This is a genomic window from Chryseobacterium sp. MP_3.2, assembly GCF_035984805.1.
In the GTDB taxonomy this organism is placed as follows: domain Bacteria; phylum Bacteroidota; class Bacteroidia; order Flavobacteriales; family Weeksellaceae; genus Kaistella.
In genome coordinates, this window is sequence record NZ_JAXCHW010000001.1 from 102,969 (window position 1) to 126,652 (window position 23,684).

At 35.5% G+C, this 23,684-nt stretch carries 22 protein-coding genes; 19 read left to right on the plus strand and 3 right to left on the minus strand.

Translation table 11 applies throughout. From position 1 onward, the window contains the following. The first annotated feature begins 9 nt into the window (after nt 1-9). The 10 genes from RCH13_RS00495 (at nt 10) to RCH13_RS00540 (ending at nt 11,236) form a co-directional block, all read left to right on the plus strand. Entirely contained in the window at nt 10-756 is a 747-nt protein-coding gene (locus RCH13_RS00495) for an electron transfer flavoprotein subunit beta/FixA family protein (protein ID WP_326985249.1), read from the plus strand. A 49-nt stretch (nt 757-805) separates the two neighbouring features. After that, nucleotides 806-1,753 (plus strand): electron transfer flavoprotein subunit alpha/FixB family protein, encoded by a 948-nt coding sequence (locus tag RCH13_RS00500; protein ID WP_326985250.1) that lies wholly within the window; start codon nt 806-808, stop codon nt 1,751-1,753. Between the two features lie 126 nt (nt 1,754-1,879). Next, nucleotides 1,880-3,259 carry a sensor histidine kinase gene (locus RCH13_RS00505; protein WP_326985251.1) on the plus strand — a complete coding sequence of 460 codons (1,380 nt, stop codon included), beginning with the start codon at nt 1,880-1,882 and terminating at the stop codon, nt 3,257-3,259. A gap of 77 nt (nt 3,260-3,336) precedes the next feature. Further along, nucleotides 3,337-3,933: a bifunctional nuclease family protein gene (locus RCH13_RS00510; protein ID WP_326985252.1), complete on the plus strand. Its 597-nt coding sequence runs from the start codon at nt 3,337-3,339 to the stop codon at nt 3,931-3,933. Nucleotides 3,934-3,949: 16 nt separating this feature from the next. Next, on the plus strand, nt 3,950-5,209 hold the full coding sequence (locus RCH13_RS00515) for a nucleoside permease (RefSeq protein ID WP_326985253.1): 1,260 nt from the start codon (nt 3,950-3,952) through the stop codon (nt 5,207-5,209). Nucleotides 5,210-5,303: 94 nt separating this feature from the next. After that, the gene (locus RCH13_RS00520) at nt 5,304-6,482 is read left to right on the plus strand and encodes an acetyl-CoA C-acyltransferase (RefSeq protein ID WP_326985254.1); all 1,179 of its coding nucleotides are present in this window, start codon (nt 5,304-5,306) and stop codon (nt 6,480-6,482) included. A 100-nt stretch (nt 6,483-6,582) separates the two neighbouring features. Continuing rightward, a complete protein-coding gene (locus RCH13_RS00525; protein WP_326985255.1) occupies nt 6,583-8,076 on the plus strand; it encodes an MFS transporter in 1,494 nt (497 codons plus the stop codon). Between the two features lie 106 nt (nt 8,077-8,182). After that, on the plus strand, nt 8,183-9,109 hold the full coding sequence (locus RCH13_RS00530) for a mevalonate kinase family protein (protein ID WP_326985256.1): 927 nt from the start codon (nt 8,183-8,185) through the stop codon (nt 9,107-9,109). Between the two features lie 51 nt (nt 9,110-9,160). After that, nucleotides 9,161-10,051 carry a UbiA family prenyltransferase gene (locus RCH13_RS00535; protein ID WP_326985257.1) on the plus strand — a complete coding sequence of 297 codons (891 nt, stop codon included), beginning with the start codon at nt 9,161-9,163 and terminating at the stop codon, nt 10,049-10,051. 255 nt (nt 10,052-10,306) lie between these two features. Next, a complete protein-coding gene (locus RCH13_RS00540; protein WP_442784612.1) occupies nt 10,307-11,236 on the plus strand; it encodes a pseudouridine synthase in 930 nt (309 codons plus the stop codon). A 188-nt stretch (nt 11,237-11,424) separates the two neighbouring features. Here the strand turns inward: RCH13_RS00540 and RCH13_RS00545 are convergent, their stop codons facing one another. Then, nucleotides 11,425-11,553, minus strand: coding sequence for a hypothetical protein (locus tag RCH13_RS00545; RefSeq protein WP_326985259.1), 129 nt, complete (start codon nt 11,551-11,553; stop codon nt 11,425-11,427). A 503-nt stretch (nt 11,554-12,056) separates the two neighbouring features. Further along, nucleotides 12,057-14,276: an NADP-dependent isocitrate dehydrogenase gene (locus tag RCH13_RS00550; RefSeq protein ID WP_326985260.1), complete on the minus strand. Its 2,220-nt coding sequence runs from the start codon at nt 14,274-14,276 to the stop codon at nt 12,057-12,059. Between the two features lie 366 nt (nt 14,277-14,642). On the opposite strand from RCH13_RS00550, the gene tpx reads away from it, so the two are divergent. The 8 genes from tpx (at nt 14,643) to RCH13_RS00590 (ending at nt 21,142) form a co-directional block, all read left to right on the plus strand. Beyond that, nucleotides 14,643-15,140 (plus strand): thiol peroxidase, encoded by a 498-nt coding sequence (tpx, locus tag RCH13_RS00555; RefSeq protein ID WP_326985261.1) that lies wholly within the window; start codon nt 14,643-14,645, stop codon nt 15,138-15,140. A 291-nt stretch (nt 15,141-15,431) separates the two neighbouring features. Beyond that, on the plus strand, nt 15,432-15,719 hold the full coding sequence (locus RCH13_RS00560) for a VOC family protein (RefSeq protein ID WP_326985262.1): 288 nt from the start codon (nt 15,432-15,434) through the stop codon (nt 15,717-15,719). A 67-nt stretch (nt 15,720-15,786) separates the two neighbouring features. Continuing rightward, complete coding sequence (locus RCH13_RS00565) at nt 15,787-16,200, plus strand: SRPBCC domain-containing protein (protein ID WP_326985263.1); 414 nt, start codon at nt 15,787-15,789, stop codon at nt 16,198-16,200. A 36-nt stretch (nt 16,201-16,236) separates the two neighbouring features. Continuing rightward, nucleotides 16,237-16,680 (plus strand): SRPBCC family protein, encoded by a 444-nt coding sequence (locus RCH13_RS00570; RefSeq protein ID WP_326985264.1) that lies wholly within the window; start codon nt 16,237-16,239, stop codon nt 16,678-16,680. 103 nt (nt 16,681-16,783) lie between these two features. Next, nucleotides 16,784-17,434 (plus strand): J domain-containing protein, encoded by a 651-nt coding sequence (locus tag RCH13_RS00575; protein WP_326985265.1) that lies wholly within the window; start codon nt 16,784-16,786, stop codon nt 17,432-17,434. 201 nt (nt 17,435-17,635) lie between these two features. Next, entirely contained in the window at nt 17,636-20,497 is a 2,862-nt protein-coding gene (gene gcvP, locus RCH13_RS00580) for an aminomethyl-transferring glycine dehydrogenase (RefSeq protein WP_326985266.1), read from the plus strand. Between the two features lie 121 nt (nt 20,498-20,618). Beyond that, nucleotides 20,619-20,831 carry an AbrB/MazE/SpoVT family DNA-binding domain-containing protein gene (locus RCH13_RS00585; protein WP_326985267.1) on the plus strand — a complete coding sequence of 71 codons (213 nt, stop codon included), beginning with the start codon at nt 20,619-20,621 and terminating at the stop codon, nt 20,829-20,831. Continuing rightward, on the plus strand, nt 20,819-21,142 hold the full coding sequence (locus RCH13_RS00590; protein ID WP_326985268.1) for a type II toxin-antitoxin system PemK/MazF family toxin: 324 nt from the start codon (nt 20,819-20,821) through the stop codon (nt 21,140-21,142). Before RCH13_RS00585 ends, RCH13_RS00590 begins: the two co-directional genes overlap by 13 nt. Nucleotides 21,143-21,177: 35 nt before the next feature. Here RCH13_RS00590 and RCH13_RS00595 read toward each other — a convergent pair whose 3' ends face one another. Next, a complete protein-coding gene (locus RCH13_RS00595; protein WP_326985269.1) occupies nt 21,178-22,275 on the minus strand; it encodes a hypothetical protein in 1,098 nt (365 codons plus the stop codon). 51 nt (nt 22,276-22,326) lie between these two features. Here RCH13_RS00595 and dgt point away from each other — a divergent pair, with 51 nt between their 5' ends. After that, nucleotides 22,327-23,682: a dGTP triphosphohydrolase gene (gene dgt / locus RCH13_RS00600; RefSeq protein WP_326985270.1), complete on the plus strand. Its 1,356-nt coding sequence runs from the start codon at nt 22,327-22,329 to the stop codon at nt 23,680-23,682. The last annotated feature ends 2 nt before the right edge of the window (nt 23,683-23,684 follow it).

Genomic DNA, 23,684 nt, shown 5'->3' on the forward strand with positions numbered 1-23,684 from the left:
TATTAGCACATGAAAATATTAGTTTGTATCAGTAGTGTTCCGGATACTACGTCCAAAATTAATTTTACAGCAGATAAATCTGCATTTGAAAAAAACGGAATTCAGTGGGTGATTAATCCTTTAGACGAATTTGCGTTAACCAAAGCTGTAAAATTACAAGAATCGCAGGGAGCTACGGTTACCGTAATTAATGTAGGTGAAACTATTACAGAACCGGTGATTAGAAAAGCATTAGCAATTGGTGCAAATGAAGCCATCCGCATAAATGCAGACCCAAAAGATAGTTTTTCTGTAGCCACAGAAATAGCAAATGTTGCAAAAACTGGAGGTTATGATATGATTCTCTGCGGTAAAGAATCCATTGATTATAATGGTTGTGCAGTTCCTGCAATGGTAGCTCAGCTTTTAGATCAACCCTTCGTAAACGCTTGTGTTGGATTGGAAGTAAACGGTGCAGAAGTAAATGCCGTGAGAGAAATTGAAGGTGGTAAAGAGACAATTTCTGTAAAATTACCAGCGGTAATAGCAGGACAGAAAGGCATGGTGGACGAAAAAGATTTGATTATTCCAAATATGAGAGGAATTATGTCTGCACGATCTAAACCATTACATATTGTGGAGCCAGTAGGTGCTGAAGTAAAAGTGGAAGGTGTCTCTTATGATTCCGTTCCAGCCAGAGCTGCAGTTAAAATGGTTTCTCCAGACAATTTGGATGAATTGGTAAGATTACTTCATGAAGAAGCAAAAGTAATTTAAGGTCTGCTGATCATTTAGAATTCACAATTAAAATTTAAAATTTATCAAAATGGCAATATTCGTATATGCAGAAAATATAAACGGAACGTATAAAAAAGCAGCTTTCGAGGCGGTTTCTTATGCAAAATCTGTTGCAGATCAAGCGGGCGACACTGTGACCGCAATTTCTATTAATCCAACTGACTCTTCAGACTTATTATATAAATACGGTGCAACAAACGTAGTGAATGTAAAAGATGAAGGATTGAAAAACTTCAGTGCAAAAGCCTATGCGCAAGCAGTAAATGAAGTAGCAAAAGGAAACACCATTGTATTTCCACACACTACTGATGCGTCCTCTATCGCACCAATGTTAGCGATTATGAATGGATTTTCTTTAATTACCAATGTCTTAGAAGCACCAGAAAACTTAGCTCCTTTTCAAGTAAAAAGAAAAGCATTTTCTGGAAAAGGTTTTATGCATGCAAAAGCTGATGCAGCTGGTGTAATTGTAACAGTTTCTCAAAATGCTTTCGGCGTAAAAGAAAATTCAGTGGCCGGCTCAGAAGAAGTTAAAGAACTTACCATTGCTAATGAAGACACGAAAGTTCTTTCTCATGAACAAAGTTCAGGCAAATTAGATTTGAAAGAAGCTGATGTTGTGGTTTCTGCAGGTCGTGGGATGAAAGGTCCGGAAAACTGGGGAATGATTGAAGATCTTGCAAACACTTTAGGTGCAGCTACAGCCTGTTCCAAACCCGTTTCTGATATCGGATGGAGACCTCACTCCGAACACGTGGGACAGACTGGGAAAGCAATTGCTCCCAATTTGTATGTTGCAATTGGGATTTCTGGCGCTATTCAACATTTAGCTGGTGTTAATTCTTCTAAAACAATTGTTGTAATTAACAGTGATCCAGAAGCACCCTTTTTTAAATCTGCAGATTATGGAGTAGTAGGAGATGCGTTCCAAATTATTCCAGCTTTAAATGAAAAAATAAAAGCAATCAAAGGATAAATTTTATTCTTAAATATTATAAAACGTCGGTAATTACCGACGTTTTTTTGTTTTAGAGATGTAAAATTTATTATTAGGCAAAAAATTTTGTATTTTTACGAGGCGTGAATTTTTAGCGGGTTTTATATGGAAGTATTTCTATGGAACATGGTCGCCTCTTATCAATTGCTATTTGTTGTAATTAGCAGTGTGATTTTTATTTTCATTCGGGACAAAAGTTTCAAGTATTACGCTTTATACAATCTTACTTTAATTATCTATATTCTGAGCAGAAATGATATAATTTATGATGGTTTCGTAGATTATGTCGCACAATTTTTGGGTCCAGATCGGGCACTAATTTTTACTTCGATTCTTTGCTTCTTCGTTCAGGTTTGCTTTTATAATCTTTACGTTATTTTTGTCATGTATTTTTTAGATCTTCACAGGCACACCAAGAAATACTTTGCTACGATTATTAAGTTAGTAAGATTTCTCACCGTTTTCTTTTTTGTCGCAGCCTTCATTTGCTATTATTATCAAAATTCAGATCTATACATCAAACTATTTTCTTTCATTCTTTTACCAAGTTTAATTGCTCTTTTTATCCCAAGTGTCACTCGTGTACTTGAATTTTCCGGTGCTCATAAATATTATCTTATTATAGGCGTATTTATTTTTATCATTTGCGGACTTACCGCATTTGCAGGCAGTAATATTCCTTCTTTGGAGATGAAAAGTCCTATTTCTTATTTCTATTTTGGATTAATTGTAGAAACCATCTTTTTTAGTTTAGGTTTGGCGTACAAGGTGAAAATCATCAATGATGAAAGAGCGAGGATTAGAATCTCTGTGACGCACCATAAATACAAACAGCACATCAGCAAAATTAATGGCTTAATCGAAGGTGAAGAAAAAGAAAAAAACCGCATTGCAGAAGAACTTCATGATGGAATTACGGGTGATTTATCTGCCATTAGGATTAATCTGGAGCGCTTGAAATATGTGGATGATAATCCACAAAATGTAGAAATTATTAATGATGTCATCAGAATCGTAGACAAATCTTGTTTGCATATTAGAGAAATATCTCATAATCTATCTCCACATTCTATTATAAATTATGGGCTTATTGCTTCTATAGAAAAAGTCTGTGCAAGTTTGGAAACATTATATGCTGTTAAATGTACTTTTACTCATGTCGGTGAACCATTAGATACAGAGGCTTCCACCGAAACTCATCTCTATAGAATCGCACAAGAACTTTTAAATAATTTGGTAAAACATTCGCACTCCAAAACTGCACATGTATCCATTTCCTACTTTAAACCATTATTAGAGTTGAAGATAACGGATCATGGAAAAGGTTTTACCTTCGAGAATCTTTCCCGTGGAATTGGCTTTGATAATATAGAATCCAGAGTTAGAATCTTAAATGGAAAATTTTCGAAAGAAGAAACTGAAATTGGTAGCGCTTTTATGATCCGAATTAATACTGACAAAATTCCTGATTTAAAGATGCAATAGGCTTTATATCTTAAAACATTTCAATAATATCCTTAAAAATAAATACGAAATCTAAAAATTCATTTATATTTGTATTTATGGATTACAAACGATTAATCATACGCGGAATTTCTTACAGTCAAACACAATCTGGTGCCTATGCACTTTTGTTAGAAGATGAAGAAACAAACGTAAAATTACCTGTAGTAATAGGGAATTTTGAGGCGCAATCAATTTCCTTAGGACTTGAAAAAGATATTCAGCCGCCTCGTCCGCTTACGCATGATTTGTTTTCAAAATTCGTGACTTCTACTAATTACACGCTTTCTTCCGTCATCATTTACCAGATTGTAGATGGTGTATTTTTCTCCAACATTAATTTTAAAAATAATGCAAACGGCGAAGAACTAATTTTAGATGCCAGAACTTCGGATGCAGTTGCAATGGCAGTTCGTTTTGAAGCCCCTATTTATACCACGCCTCAAGTTTTAAATGAAGCCGGAATTCTTTTAGAATTAAATGATCCAACCAATACGGATGAAAATATTGATGTAGTTTCCATGGAAGGGGATTTACAATCTTTGCCTTTAGAGGATTTGAAAAAACTTTTAGATGATGCTGTAAAAGATGAAGATTTTGATACGGCTTTAGAACTTCAGCACGAAATCAAAAGACGAAATAAGAAAATTGAATAATATATTTTAACCTAAAATGAATTTAAAATTAAAACTAACCGTTTTGTCTTTCCTCCAGTTTTTTGTTTGGGGAGCTTGGTTGATCACAATTGGAGTCTACTGGTTCGGAACAAAACAGTGGGGTGGAGAAGAATTTGGGAAGGTTTTCGCAACCTTAGGAATTGCTTCTATTATCATGCCTGCTTTGACGGGAATTATTGCAGATCGCTGGATTAATGCGGAAAAACTCTTTGGGGTTTTGCACATATTTTACGGAATAACATTGTTCTTTTTGCCGTCCATTACTACGCCAGATAATTTCTTTTGGGTAATGCTTATCGCCATGATGTTCTATATGCCTACTATTTCACTTTCTAATTCTATCGCCTATTACGTGCTGAAGAACAATAATTACGATGTTATAAAAGTTTTTCCACCCATCAGAGTATGGGGAACCATCGGGTTCATCGCAGCCATGTGGATCACTAATCTTACGGATAACAAGGCATCTGGAAATCAATTTTACATTGCGGCAGTAGTTGCAATTATTTTGGGAATTTATTCATTTACATTACCAAAATGCCCACCACAGAATTTAATACCGAAGAACGCAACTCTTGCAGAAAAGTTAGGATTAAACGCATTTTCTTTATTTAAAGATTACAAAATGGCGCTTTTCTTTTTCTTCTCTATGTTCCTTGGAGCAGCATTGCAATTGACCAATATGTACGGTGATACTTTCCTTTCTGACTTTGGAAAAATACCAGAATATGCAGATAGTTTTGTAGTGAAAAGGTCCACCTTAATTATGTCAATTTCCCAAATTTCAGAGACTTTATTTATCCTTGCTATTCCTTTTTTCCTCAGCAGATATGGAATAAAAAATGTGATGCTTATTTCAATGTTTGCATGGGTATTAAGATTTGGATTGTTTGCATATGGTGTTCCCGTTGGCTTTGGTTTAGGACTCATCGTTTTGTCTTGTATCGTTTACGGAATGGCGTTCGATTTCTTTAATATTTCTGGCTCACTCTTCGTAGAAACAACTACAGATTACAAAATACGTTCTTCGGCTCAAGGTTTATTTATGATGATGACCAATGGTTTTGGAGCAATTGCAGGTAGTTTAGTTAGTGGATGGCTCATCCAGAAATATTTTACATTAGAAAATGGAGATAAAATGTGGCAAGAAATCTGGCTCGTTTTCGCGGGTTATGCCTTAGTAGTTGCGCTCCTGTTTGCCGTAATGTTTAAGCATAAACATGATCCAGAGGTCATTACAGAAGTAACGCATTAAGATAAGTTCTTTAAAAATTGAATAAACACACTTCCTCAGGAAGTGTGTTTTTTTTTGTAATTTGGCGTACTTAAAAAATTCTAAAAAAGTTAAAATGAAAGAAGTATTCATCGTAGCAGCAGCCAGAACTCCCATGGGAAGTTTCTTGGGTAGTTTATCCAGTGTTCCTGCTACCAAATTAGGTTCTGTTGCCATAAAAGGAGCATTAGACCAAATCAATTTAGATCCCTCTTTGGTTCAAGAAGTATATATGGGAAATGTTTTACAAGCTGGTGAAGGTCAGGCTCCAGCGCGTCAAGCAGCTTTGGGTGCTGGTTTATCCAATACCGTTCCTTCAACCACCATCAATAAAGTGTGCGCCTCTGGAATGAAAGCAGTGATGATGGCGGCACAAGCCATCAAAGCCGGTGATCAAGATATTATTGTTGCCGGTGGAATGGAAAACATGTCGTCCGTTCCACATTACTATAAAGCCAGAAACGCCACCAAATTAGGTGATGTGAAAATGCAAGACGGAATGGTTCTCGATGGATTGACAGATGTGTACGGAAAAGTTCACATGGGAGTTTGTGCAGAGAAATGTGCAGCAGAAAATGGATTCACCCGAGAAGATCAAGATAATTTTGCCATAGAATCTTACAAAAGATCTGCAAATGCTTGGAAAGAAGGAAGATTTGACAATGAAATTGTTTCTGTAGAAATTCCGCAGAGAAAAGGTGAACCACTTATTTTTAAAGAAGATGAAGAATTTAAAGCCGTAAATTTCGATAGAATTGGAACTTTAGCCACTGTTTTCCAGAAAGAAAATGGAACGGTAACTGCTGCAAATGCGTCAACCCTAAATGATGGTGCTTCTGCTTTAGTATTGATGTCTAAAGAGAAAATGGAAGAATTAGGTTTGAAACCTTTGGCAAAGATAATTTCTTATGCAGATGCTGCCCATGAGCCAGAATGGTTTACTACCGCACCTTCGAAAGCACTACCAATTGCTTTGAAAAAAGCAAACATGGAAATTTCAGACATTGATTATTTTGAATTCAATGAAGCCTTTGCTGTTGTAGGTTTAGCAAATAATAAAATTTTGGGACTAGATGCGGCCAACGTTAATTTGAACGGTGGTGCGGTTTCTTTAGGTCACCCACTTGGAAGCTCGGGCTCCAGAATTATTGTAACGCTCATCAACGTTCTAAAACAAAATAAAGGAAAGTACGGAGCTGCCGCTATTTGTAATGGTGGTGGTGGTGCAAGTGCCATTGTGATAGAAAATATGTAAGCTTTTTTTACTCTAAAAAAGACCATTAAGAATTATTAATGAATTTTCTCATTGATATCTTGATGGTTTTTTTATTTTTGTTCCATTAATTATTTCCAAAATGACCGAAAACGACAATCTGCAGACACCAAATATAAAAAACAATCCGAAAATCATGAAAGCTTGGGCTTTGTATGACTGGGCGAATTCTGTTTACTCTTTGGTCATTACCTCTACTATTTTTCCCATTTATTATTCCATCATCACTACAGCTTCAGAAAAAAGCGAGTATGTAGAAGCAACGGGGCAGTGGATTAAGGTACCCGTAAGAAATATGATTACCATCTTCGGGAAAGAATATCAACCAGATGCAATTTATGGGTATTCTTTAACCATATCTTTTCTTATCGTGGTTTTACTGTCTCCCATTTTATCATCTCTTGCAGATACCATCGGAAATAAGAAATCATTTTTACAGTTTTTCTGTTATTTAGGCGCAACATCTTGTATGGGATTGGCCATGTTTACAGGCATGCAAAACGTTTTTCTTGGCTTACTATTTAGTATTACTGCAAGTGTCGGCTTTTGGGGGAGTTTGGTTTTCTATAATTCCTTTTTACCAGATATTGCAACACCAGATAAACAAGATGCTTTGTCTGCCAAAGGTTATGTTTATGGATATTTAGGATCTGTAGTTTTAGTCGTAATTTGTTTAGTTCTTATCCAGGTTTTTGCCAAAGATGCGGAAGAAGCCAAATTTTACACTCGAATTTCCTTCCTTCTTACTGGAGCTTGGTGGTTTGGGTTTTCTCAGTACACCTTTAAACATTTGCCACAATTTGGAAATGTGAAAGATCAGTTACCAAAAGATTTGGTATTGCTGAATTACAAAAATATATTTTTAAAGCACGAAGAACAAGGTGGAGTTTGGGAGGTAATGAAAGATAACATCAGCTTCTACAAAGATGTTGTGAAAGAAAGTTTCGCCGAGCTTTTCAAGGTGGGAAAAAAACTTTTTGCAGATCGTAATCTGAAGTTTTTTCTTTCCAGCTTTTTCTTTTATAGCGTTGGAATGCAGACGATTTTTCTCATGGCAACTTTATTTGGAAAAAGTGAAATCAATTTAGCACAAGATAAATTGATTATGACTTTGTTATTAATTCAAATCGAAGCCATTATTGGTGCCTTATTTTTCTCTTGGCTTTCCCGAAAAATTGGGAATAAAAATGTGATATCTATTACAATCGTCCTGTGGATGGTCGCATGTTTATCAGCATATTTCCTCAACAAAGAAAATCCTAACGTTCAGATGCAGTTCTATGTAATCGCGGGTATTATCGGTTTGGTGATGGGTGGTTTACAGGCAATGTCCCGTTCCACGTATTCTAAATTATTACCCGAAGATTCCATGGATAACACTACTTTCTTTAGTTTTTATGATGTGTTAGAAAAATTAGCAATTATTTTAGGAACTTTCATCTTTGCAACCATGATTGAAAAGTATAGTAACATGAGATATGCTGCACTTTCCATGACGTTTTTCTTCTTCATTGGTTTAATTCTTATTCGATTTTTGAAGGTAAAAAGCACGAAAGAAGAAGTACCTACTCACTAATTAAGAATTGTTAAATTTCTGGCTTAAAAATTGTTAAAAGAGAAATGTTAACTTTACTTAAAATTCAGTACATTTGCAACTGATAATCAAAGGATTAAATTGAACTATGACCAACCCTTTATTTTACGCAAAAATTCTTTTGTTCGGCGAATATGGTATTATCGAAGATTCTCAGGGTCTTACGGTGCCATATAGTTTTTATAAAGGGGTCTTAAAGTTTTCCGATTTGCAATCAGATTTTGATAAAGAATCCAATTCATCTTTGCTGAAATACGCTTCTTATGTTCATCACTTAGAACTCCCAGAAAAATTTCAATTAGATATTTCCCATTTTGAAAAGGATATAGAAAATGGATTAATTTTCGATTCTAATATTCCTCAAGGATATGGAGTTGGTAGTTCAGGAGCTTTAGTTGCTGCTATTTTCGAACGGTATTCCAAAATCAAATATGTAGCAGAAAAAATTTCGAAAGCGGAATTGATGGAGCTGAAGCAAGTTTTTGGAACTTTGGAAAGTTATTTCCATGGTAAAAGTTCAGGCATGGATCCTTTAATCTGTTATATGAATTTGCCAATTCTTATAGAAAACCGTGATACCATTGACAAAGTTTCCATTCCAGAAAGCCAAGCTGGTAAAGGAGCGATTTTTTTAATTGATTCCGGGTCAACGGGTGAAACTGCACCAATGGTTCAGATTTTCTTCGAAAAAATGAAAACGGAGGGTTTTAGAAAAACATTGAAAGAAGAATTTATTCGTTATAACGATGCTTGTATTGATGCTTTCTTGAAAAAAGATATGAATCCGCTCTTCCGAAACTTAAAAAGTCTTTCAACTTGGGCATTCAAGCATTTTAAACCAATGATTCCCGAAAGCATTTACAAAGCCTGGAAAAAAGGGATTGACAGCAATGCGTATTATTTGAAATTGTGTGGCAGCGGCGGCGGCGGTTATATTTTAGGATTTACTAAAGATTACGCCAAAGCAGAAAAAATGCTTAAAGGCTTTCATAAAGAAGTCATCTACAGATTCTAAAAATATACAGTCCAAACTTTAATATCTCTTATTTTTGGTCGGCTTGTTTTTATGAATAATATTATATTTTACAGAATTTCTCAATTCATCGGTTTCCTTTTGGGAGCCCGTGTTTTCGTTACCCTTCTCCTAACATTTGCCTTATACGTTTCTACTTTTTTTCTTTTTAACAGAGAAGAGAGTTTGCGCAATTTTGTTTTTGATTTTAAAGTACATGGAATTATTTTCTGTACAATTTTGAGTGTTTCGGCCGGCGGAATTATCAATCAATTTTACGATCGAGAAAAAGATGAAGTGACCAAACCTTTCCGCACCAGATTTCAAAAATTTTTGAAACAGCGCTATTTTCTGTATGCTTACATCACCTTAAATTTAATTTCTTTAGGGATTGCCTTTTTGATTTCTCCACGGGTTTTCTTTTTCTTCCTCGTCTACCAATTTATGATTTGGTTTTACAGTCATAAACTAAGCAAAGTTTTAATAATCAACAACTTGTCATTTGTAATCTTAACGCTATATCCATTTTTCGGAATGCTCGTATACTACCGAACCTTGTCTTGGAGAGTTATTTTTATGGCAGTTTTTCTTTTCCTTATTTTATTAATGATCGATGTAGTCAAAGATATCTTAACCCATAAAGCAGACAAGATTTTTGGCTATTCCACTATTCCCAATGAACTTGGTCTTCCAATTACTAGACGAATTATCGTTGGATTGTCGGTTTTATTAATGATTGTTTCCATGTTGATTATAAGTGATGAAGGCATACACCACATTCTCAATTTATATTTTGCAGCAGGATTATTTGTTACTGTCTTTGTAGTTTATCTCGTTCTCAATACCTTTAAAAAAAACAACTTCTTTGCTTTAAATATATTAAGAGTCTGGATTTTTATTGGGATTCTTGCCATGCTTTTGGATGGCATCATGGAAAGATTCTAGGGTCATCTGATAAATTTTCAGATTACAAAATTCTTAAAAATTAGGGTCGGAAAAGATATTCCTCATATTCAATGAATTAGTTTTATCTTTGCAAAAATTTTTTAGACGATGAGCCGAGAAAGAAACAGCAACGACAAACCGAAAAAGACCAAATTTACTCCAACACGGAGTCCAAGACCTGCTCCTTCTCGTACCCCAAAAACTGAAAGTTCCTCTGAACCGAAAGCAGAGAAAAAATTGCGCGAACCGAAATTAATGTCAGAGTTTGAAGCTAAATCCTACGAAAAAACCTTCAACAAAACTGCAGGTAAAAGGATAGGTAAATCCTTTGACACTGCTAAAAAATTCGGCAAGAGCGAGAAGAAAATCGATTATAAAAAACCTTTCAAAGCTTTTGATAAGAATGATGAAGGGGAACGGACACGATCTTTTGTGCAGAAAAGAAGGTTCGATAAATTAGCGAAAGAGACTCCGAAAGAAACAACCCGTTTAAATAAATATATTGCCAACTCTGGAATTTGTTCTCGGAGAGAAGCAGATGAATTAATCACCCAAGGATTGGTTCAAGTGAATGGAGAAGTGATTACAGAAATGGGTCACCAAGTTCATAAAACCGATAAGGTTATTTTTGATGGACAAGGAATTACTCCCGAGAAGCCCGTTTATGTTTTATTAAACAAACCGAAAGGCTATATTTCTACCACGAAAGATGAGAAAGCAAGAAAAACCGTAATGGATTTGGTTGCGAATGCGTCTCCTTATCGCGTATTTCCCGTGGGTAGATTAGACCGCTCTACAACTGGGGTGATCCTTTTGACCAATGATGGTTTGATGACGAAAAAATTGACGCATCCTTCATTTACCATGAAGAAAATTTATCACGTTACATTAGACCGTAAATTAGATAGAGCAGATCTTAATGCCATTGCAGAAGGCGTTCGTTTAGAAGAAGGAATCGCAGAAGTTGATAGTATTTCTTATATTGAAGGTAAGCCAAAAAATGAAGTTGGAATAGAAATTCACATCGGATGGAATAGAGTAGTGCGTAGAATTTTCCAAAGATTAGGCTACGAAGTTGAATTATTGGATCGTGTGATGTTTGCCGGTTTAACAAAGAAAAATATTAAAAGAGGACATTGGAGAATTTTAACAGACTTGGAAGTTAACAATCTGAAGATGCTTTAAATTTTTTATAATAAAATACAAAACCCTTTTTGCTTGTGCAGAAAGGGTTTTTATTTGTTTGTTGGTGCTGTGCTTGGAAACCTTATTTCAACGCGGAAAGATGCAATTCACGCGTAGCTTTTTTCATATCACCAAAGGAAATGTCATCACCGTTTAGGAAAATTAAATATCGGTTTTCCCCCTACCATTTAAGTTTTTGAGGTTAGATAGCGTCCCTTATTATTTTCTGTAATAATCGCTTTATTACCATTGATTTCGGCCGTTTTTTCATATCCTGTTTCTGTGGTTTTCTCTTTACTCATATTCAAACGTATCATTAGAATAGAAATTTCGGGGCTACCGGTTTCACCCGCATCGTCTATTATTTCTACTTTAATGCTTTTCTTATCATTATCCCTGTATTAGGCTTCGCGCGTTAACACAGCAAGCATGGAGTTATCTCCCACAGAGAATTCTGGTCTTTTTAAACCCAATAGCTCTTCGGTAAAATGTCTTTCAAATCATCGTTTGTAAGCGGGGTAAGTTGCATTATGTTTCTATATTTTTAGAAATCCTTCTGCAGAAAATGTCGTTTTGCTGCAATTTTTTACGCTAGAAACTACTTCAGATTAGCCACCTAATTTTTCTGCGTCTTTGTTTCGGACTTGGAACAGCTGAATAGGCGTAAGTGGGACTGCACCCAAGATTAATTTTTTAATGGCATTTCTTCTTAAATTTAGTCAATAGTCGAGCTTTTTTCAATAGGTGAAAATCAGTAAATAAAAAAACTCTTCAAAAAATTTGAAGAGTTTCTGGATTATCATTGAGAAAAATAAGCTAATTAAAGTGCATTAACAATTACATTTAAAGTTTCAGATGGTCGCATAGCGCTGTCCGTTTTCATAAAATTCGGTTGAAAATAGCCTCCGATAGCTTGAGACTTTCCTTGAGAACCAATGAGTTCTGCATTAATTTTCTCCTCGTTTTCAATCATTGATTGGGCAACTGGCGAAAACTTCTCCGCCATTTCAGCGTTTCTGTTTTGTTTAGCCAAAGCTTCTGCCCAATACATCGCTAAATAGAAGTGCGATCCTCTATTATCAATAGAACCAATTTTTCTTGAAGGTGACTTATCATTCGCCAAGAATTTTTCATTGGCTACATCCAATGCATCCGCCAAGATTTGTGCTTTTTCATTATGCTGAGTTTGCGCCAAATGCTCCAAACTTGCTTGTAAAGCCATAAATTCTCCTAAAGAATCCCAACGCAAATAACCTTCTTCAATAAACTGTTCAATATGCTTGGGTGCAGATCCTCCAGCTCCTGTTTCGAATAATCCACCTCCATTCATCAGTGGCACAATGGATAGCATTTTAGCAGAAGTTCCCAATTCTAAAATGGGAAACAAATCAGTAAGATAATCTCGTAAAACATTACCAGAAACCGAGATGGTATCTAAACCTTGTCTTATTCTATCTAAAGTGAAATGCATGGCGTCTTCAACATTCATTATTTGAATATCTAATCCACTAATATCATAATCTTTTAAATATTTTTCTACTTTTTTAATCATTTCACGGTCATGCGCTCGCTTCTCATCTAACCAGAAAATAGCTGGAGTATCAGATAATCTAGCTCTGTTTACTGCTAATTTTACCCAATCTTGAATCGGTGCGTCTTTCGTTTGACACATTCTAAAAATATCTCCTTGCTCTACATCTTGTTCCATAAAAACCTTTCCGTTAGCATCAGAAACCTTTACTGTTCCTTCTGCACTCATTTGAAAGGTCTTATCATGAGAACCGTATTCTTCAGCTTTTTGCGCCATCAAACCAACATTTGGTACAGAACCCATTGTAGTTGGATCCAGTGCGCCGTGTTTTTTCATATCCTCAATGGTGGCCTGGTAAAAACCTGCATAATTACGATCTGGAATCATCGCCAAAGTATCTTCTTCTTGTCCTGCAGTATTCCACATTTTACCACCACCTCTAATTAAAGCAGCCATAGAAGCATCTACAATAATATCAGAAGGTACGTGGAAATTAGTAATTCCTTTCTCAGAATTAACCATTGCAACGGCTGGTCCGTTCTCTATTGCGTTTTGTATCGCAGCTGTAATTTCTTCTTCCTGAGGATTTCCGGAGATTTTATCAAACAAATCTTGCAATCCACTATTTGGATTTACGTCTAATTCATTAAATATTTCTGCATATTTTTCGAACACTTCTTTAAAATAAACCTGAACCATCGCCCCGAAGATGATAGGATCAGATACTTTCATCATGGTTGCTTTCAAGTGACCTGATAAAAGAATATTTTCGGATTTTGCTTCTGCAATTGCTTTTGCTACAAACGTTTTTAAGGCTGAAAGACTCATGATAGATGAGTCAATGATTTCACCGGCTTTTAAAGGTGCTAAACCTTTCAATTCTTTTACGGAGCCATCTTGCCCGAAGAATTCGATTTTAAATTGCGAGTCGTTTTCTACCGTTACTGATTTCTCCGTTCCGTAAAAATCACCTTCCGTCATATTAATGACGTTGGTCTTAGAATCAGCGCTCCATGTTCCCATTTTGTGTGGGTTAGCTTTTGCGTAATTTTTAACGGCTTTTGGCGCGCGTCTGTCAGAATTACCTTCTCTTAGAACAGGGTTTACCGCACTACCCAAAACTTTTGCATAACGTGATTTTATTACTTTTTCCTCTTCATTTTTTGGTTCAGAGGGATAATTAGGAACCGCAAAACCATTATGTTGAAGTTCGGCAATCGCTTGATCCAGTTGGGGAGCAGATGCAGAAATATTGGGTAATTTAATGATGTTGGTATCAGATTTTGTGGCCATCAATCCTAGTTCAGCCAAGGCATCCTCTACTTTTTGGTCCTCATTTAAAAAATCTGGGAAGTTTGCTAAAATTCTATTGGCCAAAGAAATATCTTTTGGAATGATATCAATGTCAGCAGTTTTCGAGAAGGCTTTAACTATTGGTAGAAATGAATGGGTAGCCAGCATGGGCGCTTCATCTGTTAAAGTGTAAATGATTTTGGAATTTTCTGACATTATCAATTTATTATTTTGTGTAAAATTTTAAGAAGCACAAATTTAAGGAAATTTTAAATTTTTTCGGCTAAACGCCTTAAGATTTTATGATTCACCTTTTCTAGCAGAATAAATGATGTGGTCTAAAATTTATTTTGAGTTTATATCATGCCTTTATTCTATCCAGGTCCTTCAATTATATTTAGAAATTTCAATTCATTATTTAGTTTTTCTATTTGAATATTTTACTTCTAATTATAAAAATTTTATCCATTTTTTAAAGGATAATCAGGATGGAGAGTGATGATTTAAGATTAATTTAACCTTTTGTAACAGCTACTTTTACTTCAAAATCCCTATTTTTGAAAAACTTAAATTATTAAAATTATGTCACATATTACTTTACATGGCGGTGCTGTAAATACCGTAGGATCATTGCCAGAAGTTGGAAGCACCGTGAAAGACTTTAACTTAATCAATGTAGATTTAAAATCAAAAACCACGGAAAATTTTTCCGGCAAGAAAATGATTTTTAATATTTTCCCCAGCATAGATACAGGAATCTGTGCGGCTTCTGCCAGAAGATTTAATGAAGAAGCTTCAAGCTTAGATAATACGGTAGTTCTTAATGTTTCCCGCGACTTGCCTTTTGCTTTAAGCCGTTTTTGTGCTGCGGAAGGGTTAGAAAATGTAGAGACTTTATCAGATTTCCGTGGAAGTTTCGGAGAAGATTATGGAGTAACCATGACTGATTCTGCGATGGAAGGTTTATTAAGCCGTGCTGTAATTGTCACGGATGAAAACGGAAAAGTTTTGTACACAGAACAAGTTTCAGAAATTGCACAAGAACCAGATTATGAAAAAGCGCTGTATGCCCTTAAATAAGTAGTCTCAAAAAATTTAAAAAAATGCCTGGATAGAATATAAAAATCTATCGAGGTTTTTTTTTGTTCAATTCAATTCAAGTAGCAATCTTTTAAGATGTTCCTCCCATCTGGCAACCGTCAGTTTACGCAGCATTAAAATTTAATTCTTATTTTTGAGATAGCCTTTAACACAAAAAAATGATCAAATGGAAAATCAAGAAAATAATCTTGCCGTGTGGTTTGAAAATCTACGTGGAAGACATGGACCGAGTCACCAAATTTTATAAAGAAGTTTTACAAGTAAACCTTCGTGATATGGCAGATCCCCAACGATCCTTCAGTATCGATGAAAGCATTCCCCAGCATAGGTGATAGTTTTGGTGCTTCTGGAGCCTTGGTGAAAATGGACGGCATGAAAAGTGGCGGAAACGGCACGCTTATTTATTTCAGTTGTCTAGATTGCGCAATGGAAGAGGATAGAGTTGTGAAAGCAGGAGGAAGCATATTTCAATACAAAATGTCTCTTGGAGATTATGGTTTTTGTTCAATTATGACCGATACAGAAGGCAATAATATTGGACTTCATTCTCTAAAATAAACATGATAAATTCCCCTAAACTTGGGATTCTCTTATATTATCCTTAGATTTAGACAAAGCAAAAACTATGGAACCCATTAGAATAGAAATTACAATATTAAAACCGAGACAACAAGTTTGGGAATATATGCATAATCCAAAACACATTACCAAATGGAATTTTGCACAAGATAATTGGCACTGCCCAAAAGCAGAAAATGATTTTGTAGTAGGTGGAAAAATGAATGTGCGCATGCAAGCAAAAGACCGCAGTTATGGCTTTGATTTTATTGCAACTTACGAAGAAATCATTCCTTTCGAAAAAATTGTGTACCGAACAGAAAGCAATAGGAAGGTAGAAATTTTGGTAGAAGAGATTGACCCTAATACGACGAAAGTAATAGAAATCATCGAACCTGAAATGAAAACTTCTCGGCAAATGCAGCGTGATGACTGGTATGCGATTTTAAACAACTTTCACAAATACGTGGAGAATAACTAGAAAAACCTTTAGAAAGAATAGCTTAAATTTTTGAAAATGAAAACACTTAATTATGAAATCGAAATTAATGCTCCTATTGAAAAAGTTTGGGAGATGCTGTGGAATCAGGAAAAGTATGCTGAATGGACCCAGTTTTTCGGTTCGGGTTCCGTGATGAAATCGGACTGGGAAATTAATGGCAAAACATATTTTCTGGATAAAAACGGAGATGGAATGGTTTCTACCATTAAAACTTTAAACCCACCATTTGAAGTAGTTTTCAGTCATTTAGGAAAAATAGAAAATGGAGTAGAAGATATCGCAAGTAGTGCCGTAGAAGAATGGAGTGGTGCTGAAGAGAAATATTTTTTACGTTATGTGGATCAAAACCGCACGCATATTCAAGCTATCGTTCACACCATGCACCAATATGAAGACCACATGACCATTGGTTTTAGAAAAGGTTTCGATCTTTTGAAAGAAAATGCGGAACAAATTTAAACCTATAATTACGTCGATATTATTATAAAACGGAACGACTTATTCTTTCCGTTTTTTCTTGCAGAAATTTTAAAATTCTTACTTTTGTTTTTCGCAGTGATCAATGAAGAACTACTATTACTTTCTCGGAATTCTGGAAAATGCTTCCGAAGAAGACATTAAGAAAGCTTACCGAAAACTTTCCCTTAAATACCATCCCGACAAAAATCCAAATGATGATTTTTTCGAAAATCGCTTTCGGGAAATTCAGGAAGCTTATGATATCTTAGGTGACAAAGAAAAGCGACGCATTTATGATGAGAATTTAGGTCATCAGCAAAGAAGCTACCGACCCGCCTCTCCGCCGTCCGTTAAAACATTTTCTGCCAATAAAATCCGGGCGAAAAAGGGTGATGAAGTCATTATTAATTGGCAAACCTTCAATGCGGATGTGGTGAAAATTATGCCTTTCGGCCTGGAAAAAGGCTATGGCGAAAGAACCTTTAAAATCAATGATTTTAAAGATGGTAAATTTCAAATTTTACTCCATGCTACCAATTCTTTACTAAATAAAACCATTGTCCGCGGAATTACAATCACCGAAACATTTGAAAATGAGCGGGAAAAATTTCGGGAAGCAGCCGAGGAAATTTTCAAACCTACGCGAGCAACATCCCTGCATCCAAGCAACCAGTCCCGTAAACTTAAAATCGTTTTGGCAATTTTGTTTATGCTCATCGCTATTTTATTGCTCTACAAGAATTTTTCTTCCTAGAAGATTTCTAACATCGTGATTAAATATCATTTAGAAATATTTAGTAACAATAAATACTCGCATTAAATGTCGAAAATTTTGCCCTTAATCTATTCCATCTATTGTGCTAAAATGCTTTTTACCTGATATTTATCAATTGTCTGTTAGACAAAAATTTGTATTTTTACGAACCTTATTTCGAAATAAAATCTACAGTAAAATATGAATACCACACAATTTGTAAACCGTCACATTTCTATGAACGAAGCCGATAAAGAGGCGATGTTAGAAAGAATTGGCGTTTCAAGTATTGATGAATTGATTAATCAGGCAATTCCAAAGAAAATTCGTCTAGAAAAAGATTTAAACATTTCGGCGCCCCTTTCGGAGCAAGAAATGTTATCTCATTCCAAAGAATTGGGTGCTAAAAATATTGAATTTGATAATTATATCGGATTTGGATATCACAGTACGCTTTTGCCAAGTCCCATCCAAAGAAATATTTTAGAAAATCCCTCTTGGTATACCGCTTATACGCCGTATCAAGCAGAAATTGCACAAGGTAGATTAGAAGCTTTGTTGAATTTTCAAACCGTAGTTTGTGATTTAACAGGTTTTAGATTGGCAAATGCTTCCTTGCTGGATGAATCAACTGCCGCTGCAGAAGCGATGCACATGTTTTTTGAAAGCCGAACTAAAAATCAGAAAAAAGGTGGGTCCATCAAGTTTTTCGTTTCAGATTTGGTTTTGCCGCAGACCATTGCAGTTTTAAAAACAAAAGCTGAAGGTTTAGGAATTGATATTATTATTGGGAACTATAAAAACCATCAATTCAACGATTCTTACTTTGGTATTTTGTTGCAATATCCTGGCAAAAATGGAATCATCATCGATTACACTGCAAATATAGCGTATTATAAAGAGCATGATTTGCAAGTAGTTGTTGCCTGCGATCCTTTGGCATTAGTCAAACTAAAATCTCCTGCAGATATGGGTGCAGATTGCGCCGTGGGAACTACGCAACGATTTGGAATCCCAATGGGTTATGGCGGTCCCCATGCAGCATTTTTCGCGTGTAAAGAAGAATATAAAAGAGATATTCCAGGTAGAATTATCGGGGTTTCTCAAGATGCTTATGGAAAACGCGCTTTGCGAATGGCATTGCAAACCAGAGAGCAACATATTAAAAGAGAAAAAGCGACGTCCAATATTTGCACGGCTCAAGTTCTTTTAGCCGTAATGGCAGGAATGTACGCGGTTTATCACGGTCCACAAGGTTTAAATTATATTGCAGATCAAATTCACTTTAAAGCCAATGCTTTGCATGATGGATTAAAGACTTTGGGTTATGATTTGGTTGAAGAAGCTATTTTTGATACCGTAAAATTCCGCATTCATGAAGATGATAAAAATTCTTTGATGCGCTTAATGCGGGACCGCAGAATTAACCTGAACTATTTCTCTGAGGGAATTGTAAGTATTTCTGTGAATGAAGCTTCTACGATGGATAAACTGCAATGTTTATTTGAAGCGTTCGCACAGTTTAAGGACAAGCAGAGTTTTAAATTAGTGGTAAAAGAGGAAGTTCACATTCCAGCAGAATCGCTAAGAACTGATCTGATTTTGCAAGACGAAGTTTTCAACCGTTATCATACAGAAACGGAATTGATGCGATATATCAAGCGCTTAGAAAGAAAAGATTTGTCTCTAACGCATTCTATGATTTCTTTGGGATCTTGTACTATGAAATTAAATGCTGCCACGCAAATGCTGCCGCTTTCCTGGTCCGAGTGGGGAAATGTTCATCCTTTTGTTCCAACAGAGCAAGCCGGAGGTTACCAAATTTTAATTAAAGAATTAGAAAAAGACTTGGCAGAAATTACAGGATTTGCCGGAACTTCGTTGCAGCCAAATTCTGGTGCGCAAGGCGAATACGCAGGTTTAATGGTTATTCGTCAATATCATAAATCACGTGGCGAAGGTCATCGGAATATTGCTTTGATTCCACAATCTGCGCATGGAACAAATCCGGCGTCTGCCGTAATTGCAGGAATGAAAGTGGTAGTTGTAAAAAATCTTGAAAATGGAGAAATTGATTTTGAAGATTTAAAGGCGAAAGCAGAGCAGCACAGTGAAAACCTATCTGCCGCTATGATAACCTATCCTTCTACGTATGGTTTATTCGATGAAAATATTAAAGAAATTACCCAATTAATTCATGATCACGGCGGACAAGTTTACTTGGATGGCGCGAATATGAATGCGCAAGTTGGCTACACGAGTCCTGGGAATGTAGGTGCAGATGTTTGTCACTTAAACTTGCATAAAACGTTTGCTATTCCTCACGGTGGCGGTGGACCAGGAGTTGGGCCAATCTGCGTTGCAGCACATTTAGTTCCTTTCTTACCCTCAAATCCAAATATTAAAATCGGTGGAAAAGAAGCGATTGACGCTATTTCCGGCGCACCTTATGGCTCCAGTTTGGTGTTAAATATTTCTTACGCCTACATTAAAATGTTAGGAACAAATGGATTGATGAAAGCGACCGCGCATGCTATTTTAAATGCCAATTATTTGAAAGTAGTTTTAGGAGAGCATTTTCCTATTCTCTATGCCAATAAAAATAATAGAGTAGCGCATGAATGTATCGTTGATTTCCGTCAGTTTAAATCCTTAGGAATTGAGGTTGCAGATGTGGCGAAAAGATTGATGGATTATGGATTCCACGCACCAACGGTAAGTTTTCCGGTTGCCGGAACCATGATGATTGAACCTACAGAATCTGAAAGCAAAAGGGAATTAGATCGATTTGCAGAAGCCTTGATTTCCATTAAAACAGAAATTGATGAAATCGCAAATGGAGATGCAGATGAAAAAGATAATGTATTGAAAAATGCACCACATACGGAGCAGATCGTCATTTCTGATTCTTGGGACAGACCGTACAGCCGAGAAAAAGCAGCTTATCCATTAGATTGGGTTCGTGAGCATAAGTTTTTCGCGACTGTTTCCAGAGTTGATGAAGCCTATGGAGATAGAAATTTAATCTGTACGTGTGCTCCGATTGAAAGTTATATGGATTAATAAAAATTCCATAAAAATAAAATTCCTGATCATTATGGTCAGGAATTTTTTTTGAAAGGTTATTACTTTGGTGAAATTATTTTTATGAAAACGAAATTAAGGAAAATAGGAAATTCTTCAGGTGATTTTAAGCAAACGCGTTTTGGAAGAGGTAAATATAGAACCAAAAGACGAATTGGAAATTGTGGTAAAAGAGGGCAAAATTTTAATTCAGAAAGTTACTGAGGTAACAAACAATTGGACAGAGCAATTTTTAAAAGCAGGTTCATTGCAGGATGAAACAATGGAGATGACTTTTTCTAACAAATTTGAGGAAGAAGGATGGACGTGGTAAAAAGATTTGAGATTTATTTTGTAGAATTTGATCCCAAAAAAGGATCAGAAATTAGCAAAAGACCTGGAGTTATTATCTCCCCAGATGAAATGAATAATGCCTTAAATACTGTAATCATCGCACCGCTAACTTCGACTTTGAAAAATTATCCTTCGCCCGTGAACTGTGTGGTAAAAAATACAAAAGGGCAAATTGCTTTAGATCGACTGCGCTGCGTGGATAAATCAAGACTTAAAAATAAGTTAGCGAACCTCTCAGAAATAGAACAGATAGAAGTTGTAAAAGTTTTAGAAAAAATATTTTCAAAATAATTCTCACCTAATTACTCATTACATATTGAAAATTCTCACATCCCAAAAGTCACCGTATATTTTTTATCCAGTTTCCACTTTCCCTCTAGAAATTCTGCGGAAAAAGTACCATCACCCGTTGGATCAGAAAAATCGGTAAAATAAACTTCAGGATAATTTTTGTAGGTGTTCATTTTGCTGTATTTCCCCGGAAAAAATAAATCTAAAACATCCTCTTTAATAGGCGCTTTTTCGGAAGTGTTGTAGAGTAAAACCTTCAAATTTTTCGGATTAATGGATTGAAAGTAGGTACAATCTGTTAAAACTTCTGTAAAAGAATAATGCATATTTTTCGCAGGTTGATCCACTACATTTTCATACATAGAAGTAAATTTTGAACTTTCTGATCTGTATTTCGGATTGTGATCTTTAAAATCAGAAATTCCGTCTCCATCTGTATCAGTTGCGTTTGGATTTAGTCCAAGAAATTCTTCAAATAAATCATTGAAACCATCTTGGTCACGGTCTTTTCTCAGGTCACTTAAATCGATAGAAAATGCCACGTTTTCTTTGATGACTTTATATTTCGGTAACATTGGAATTCGGGAAAGTCGCTGCACATCAACCAAAGTTCCATTCATCGCAAACTTACTATTTTCTAGAAATTTTTGATTTTTCCCATAAAAATTCTCTAAATAAACATTTTGCGTTAAGCCTAAAAAATAAGGTTTGTAATTATTATTAATTTTCTCCACGATCCAAAGTCCATATTTATTTTTTGCTAAAGCAAAATTTCCTTCTTGCGAGAGGTAATTAAATTCTGGCAAGGCAGCAATCCAGTTTTTAAAAGTACTTTGATAATCTGCGGAAGCAAAATATTCTTTTTCCGTTGCTTTTAGAGTTGCAGTTTCCTTTTTATCGTAATTAAATTTTTTAAAATCTTTTATCTCCGTCATTTGAATGTGTCTCGGGAGATTTTTTACTATTTCTTCAGATGTTGGCAACGAATTGATTTCTGGCGTTTCATCGTAATTTACACCGCTGTTTAAAATAAAACATTGTTCTTCTGCGCTCTTTTTTGCAGCATTTTCATCGGTAGATTTTTTATTGCAGGAAAATAGAAGGAAGGGCAGAAATAATAAATACACTTTCATAACCAAAAATTTTTATTCTTTAAATTTAAGGCTTATTTTTGGCTTCCTATTATGATTTTAAACACGCTTTTCACCAATCAGCGAACCGGAAAAAATCCTGCAACTTCCGCCTCAAGAACAGATTTTCAACGGGATTTTGACCGAATTATTTTTTCAGCAGCGTTCCGGCGTTTGCAAAATAAAACACAAGTTTTTCCCCTTCCGGGAAGTGTTTTCGTGCATAACCGATTAACGCATTCCTTGGAAGTTTCTTCTGTAGGACGAAGTTTGGGAAGTGTCATCGGTGAATTTATTTTTAAAAATTTCGAAAATGAGTTGGATGAAAATGCGCAGAATTTTTATCAGCATAATCTGCATAATGTCATTGCTGCAGCGTGTTTGTGTCATGATGTGGGAAATCCTGCGTTCGGACATTCCGGTGAAGATGCCATTGCGAGTTATTTCGAAAAAAATGAAAACGATTTAAAGCCAAAATTCTCCGAAAAAGAATGGGCAGATCTCGTCAATTTTGAGGGAAATGCTAATGCCATTCGGGTTTTAACGCATCAACAAAAAGGAAAAGATGAAGGTGGAACTCAACTGACATATTCTACTTTAGCGAGTATTGCAAAATATCCGTGTGAAGCCGTAGCAAAGAAAAAAGGAGTGATTCACCGGAAAAAATTTGGGTTTTTTCAAAATGAAAAAGAAACTTTTCTGGATATTGCAAAATCCGTCAACATGATTCCGGAAAGTACGGAACCGACCATTTTCAAAAGACATCCTTTTGTTTGGTTAGTAGAGGCTGCAGATGATATTTGCTACAATATCATCGATATGGAAGATGCGCACCGATTGGGAATTGTGTCCACTTCGGATTGCGAGAATCTTTTTTTTGAACTCATTAAATCAGAAAATCAAAATACAAAAAGGGTAGAAGAGAAACTGGCGATTTTGACTAATTCCAACGAAAGAATATCTTACCTGCGCGCGAAAGTCATCAATGCTTTGATCAACAAATCCATCGAAATTTATCAGCAGAATTTTAATTTGATTTTAGAGGGAAATCTGGATCGCGCACTTTTGGATATTTATAAATCGGAGAATAAATCGTTGCAGGAAATTGAAAGTTTTTCCATCGAGAAAATTTATGGTCACAAAGCCGTGGTAGAAATAGAAAACGCAGGTTACAATGTGATGAATGAATTGCTCGATCATTTTATTCCACCTATTTTAAAGGAAAAATCTACGCATAAATCCTATGATAAAATGGCTTTGAAATTATTGCCGAATCAATTTTTGTATGAAGACGGAACGGATTATCAGAAAGTATTAGGCGTAATCGATTTTGTGTCGGGAATGACAGATAATTTCGCGACGGATCTTTACCGAAAAATTAAAGGTATTGATATTGGAATGACGATGTAAAT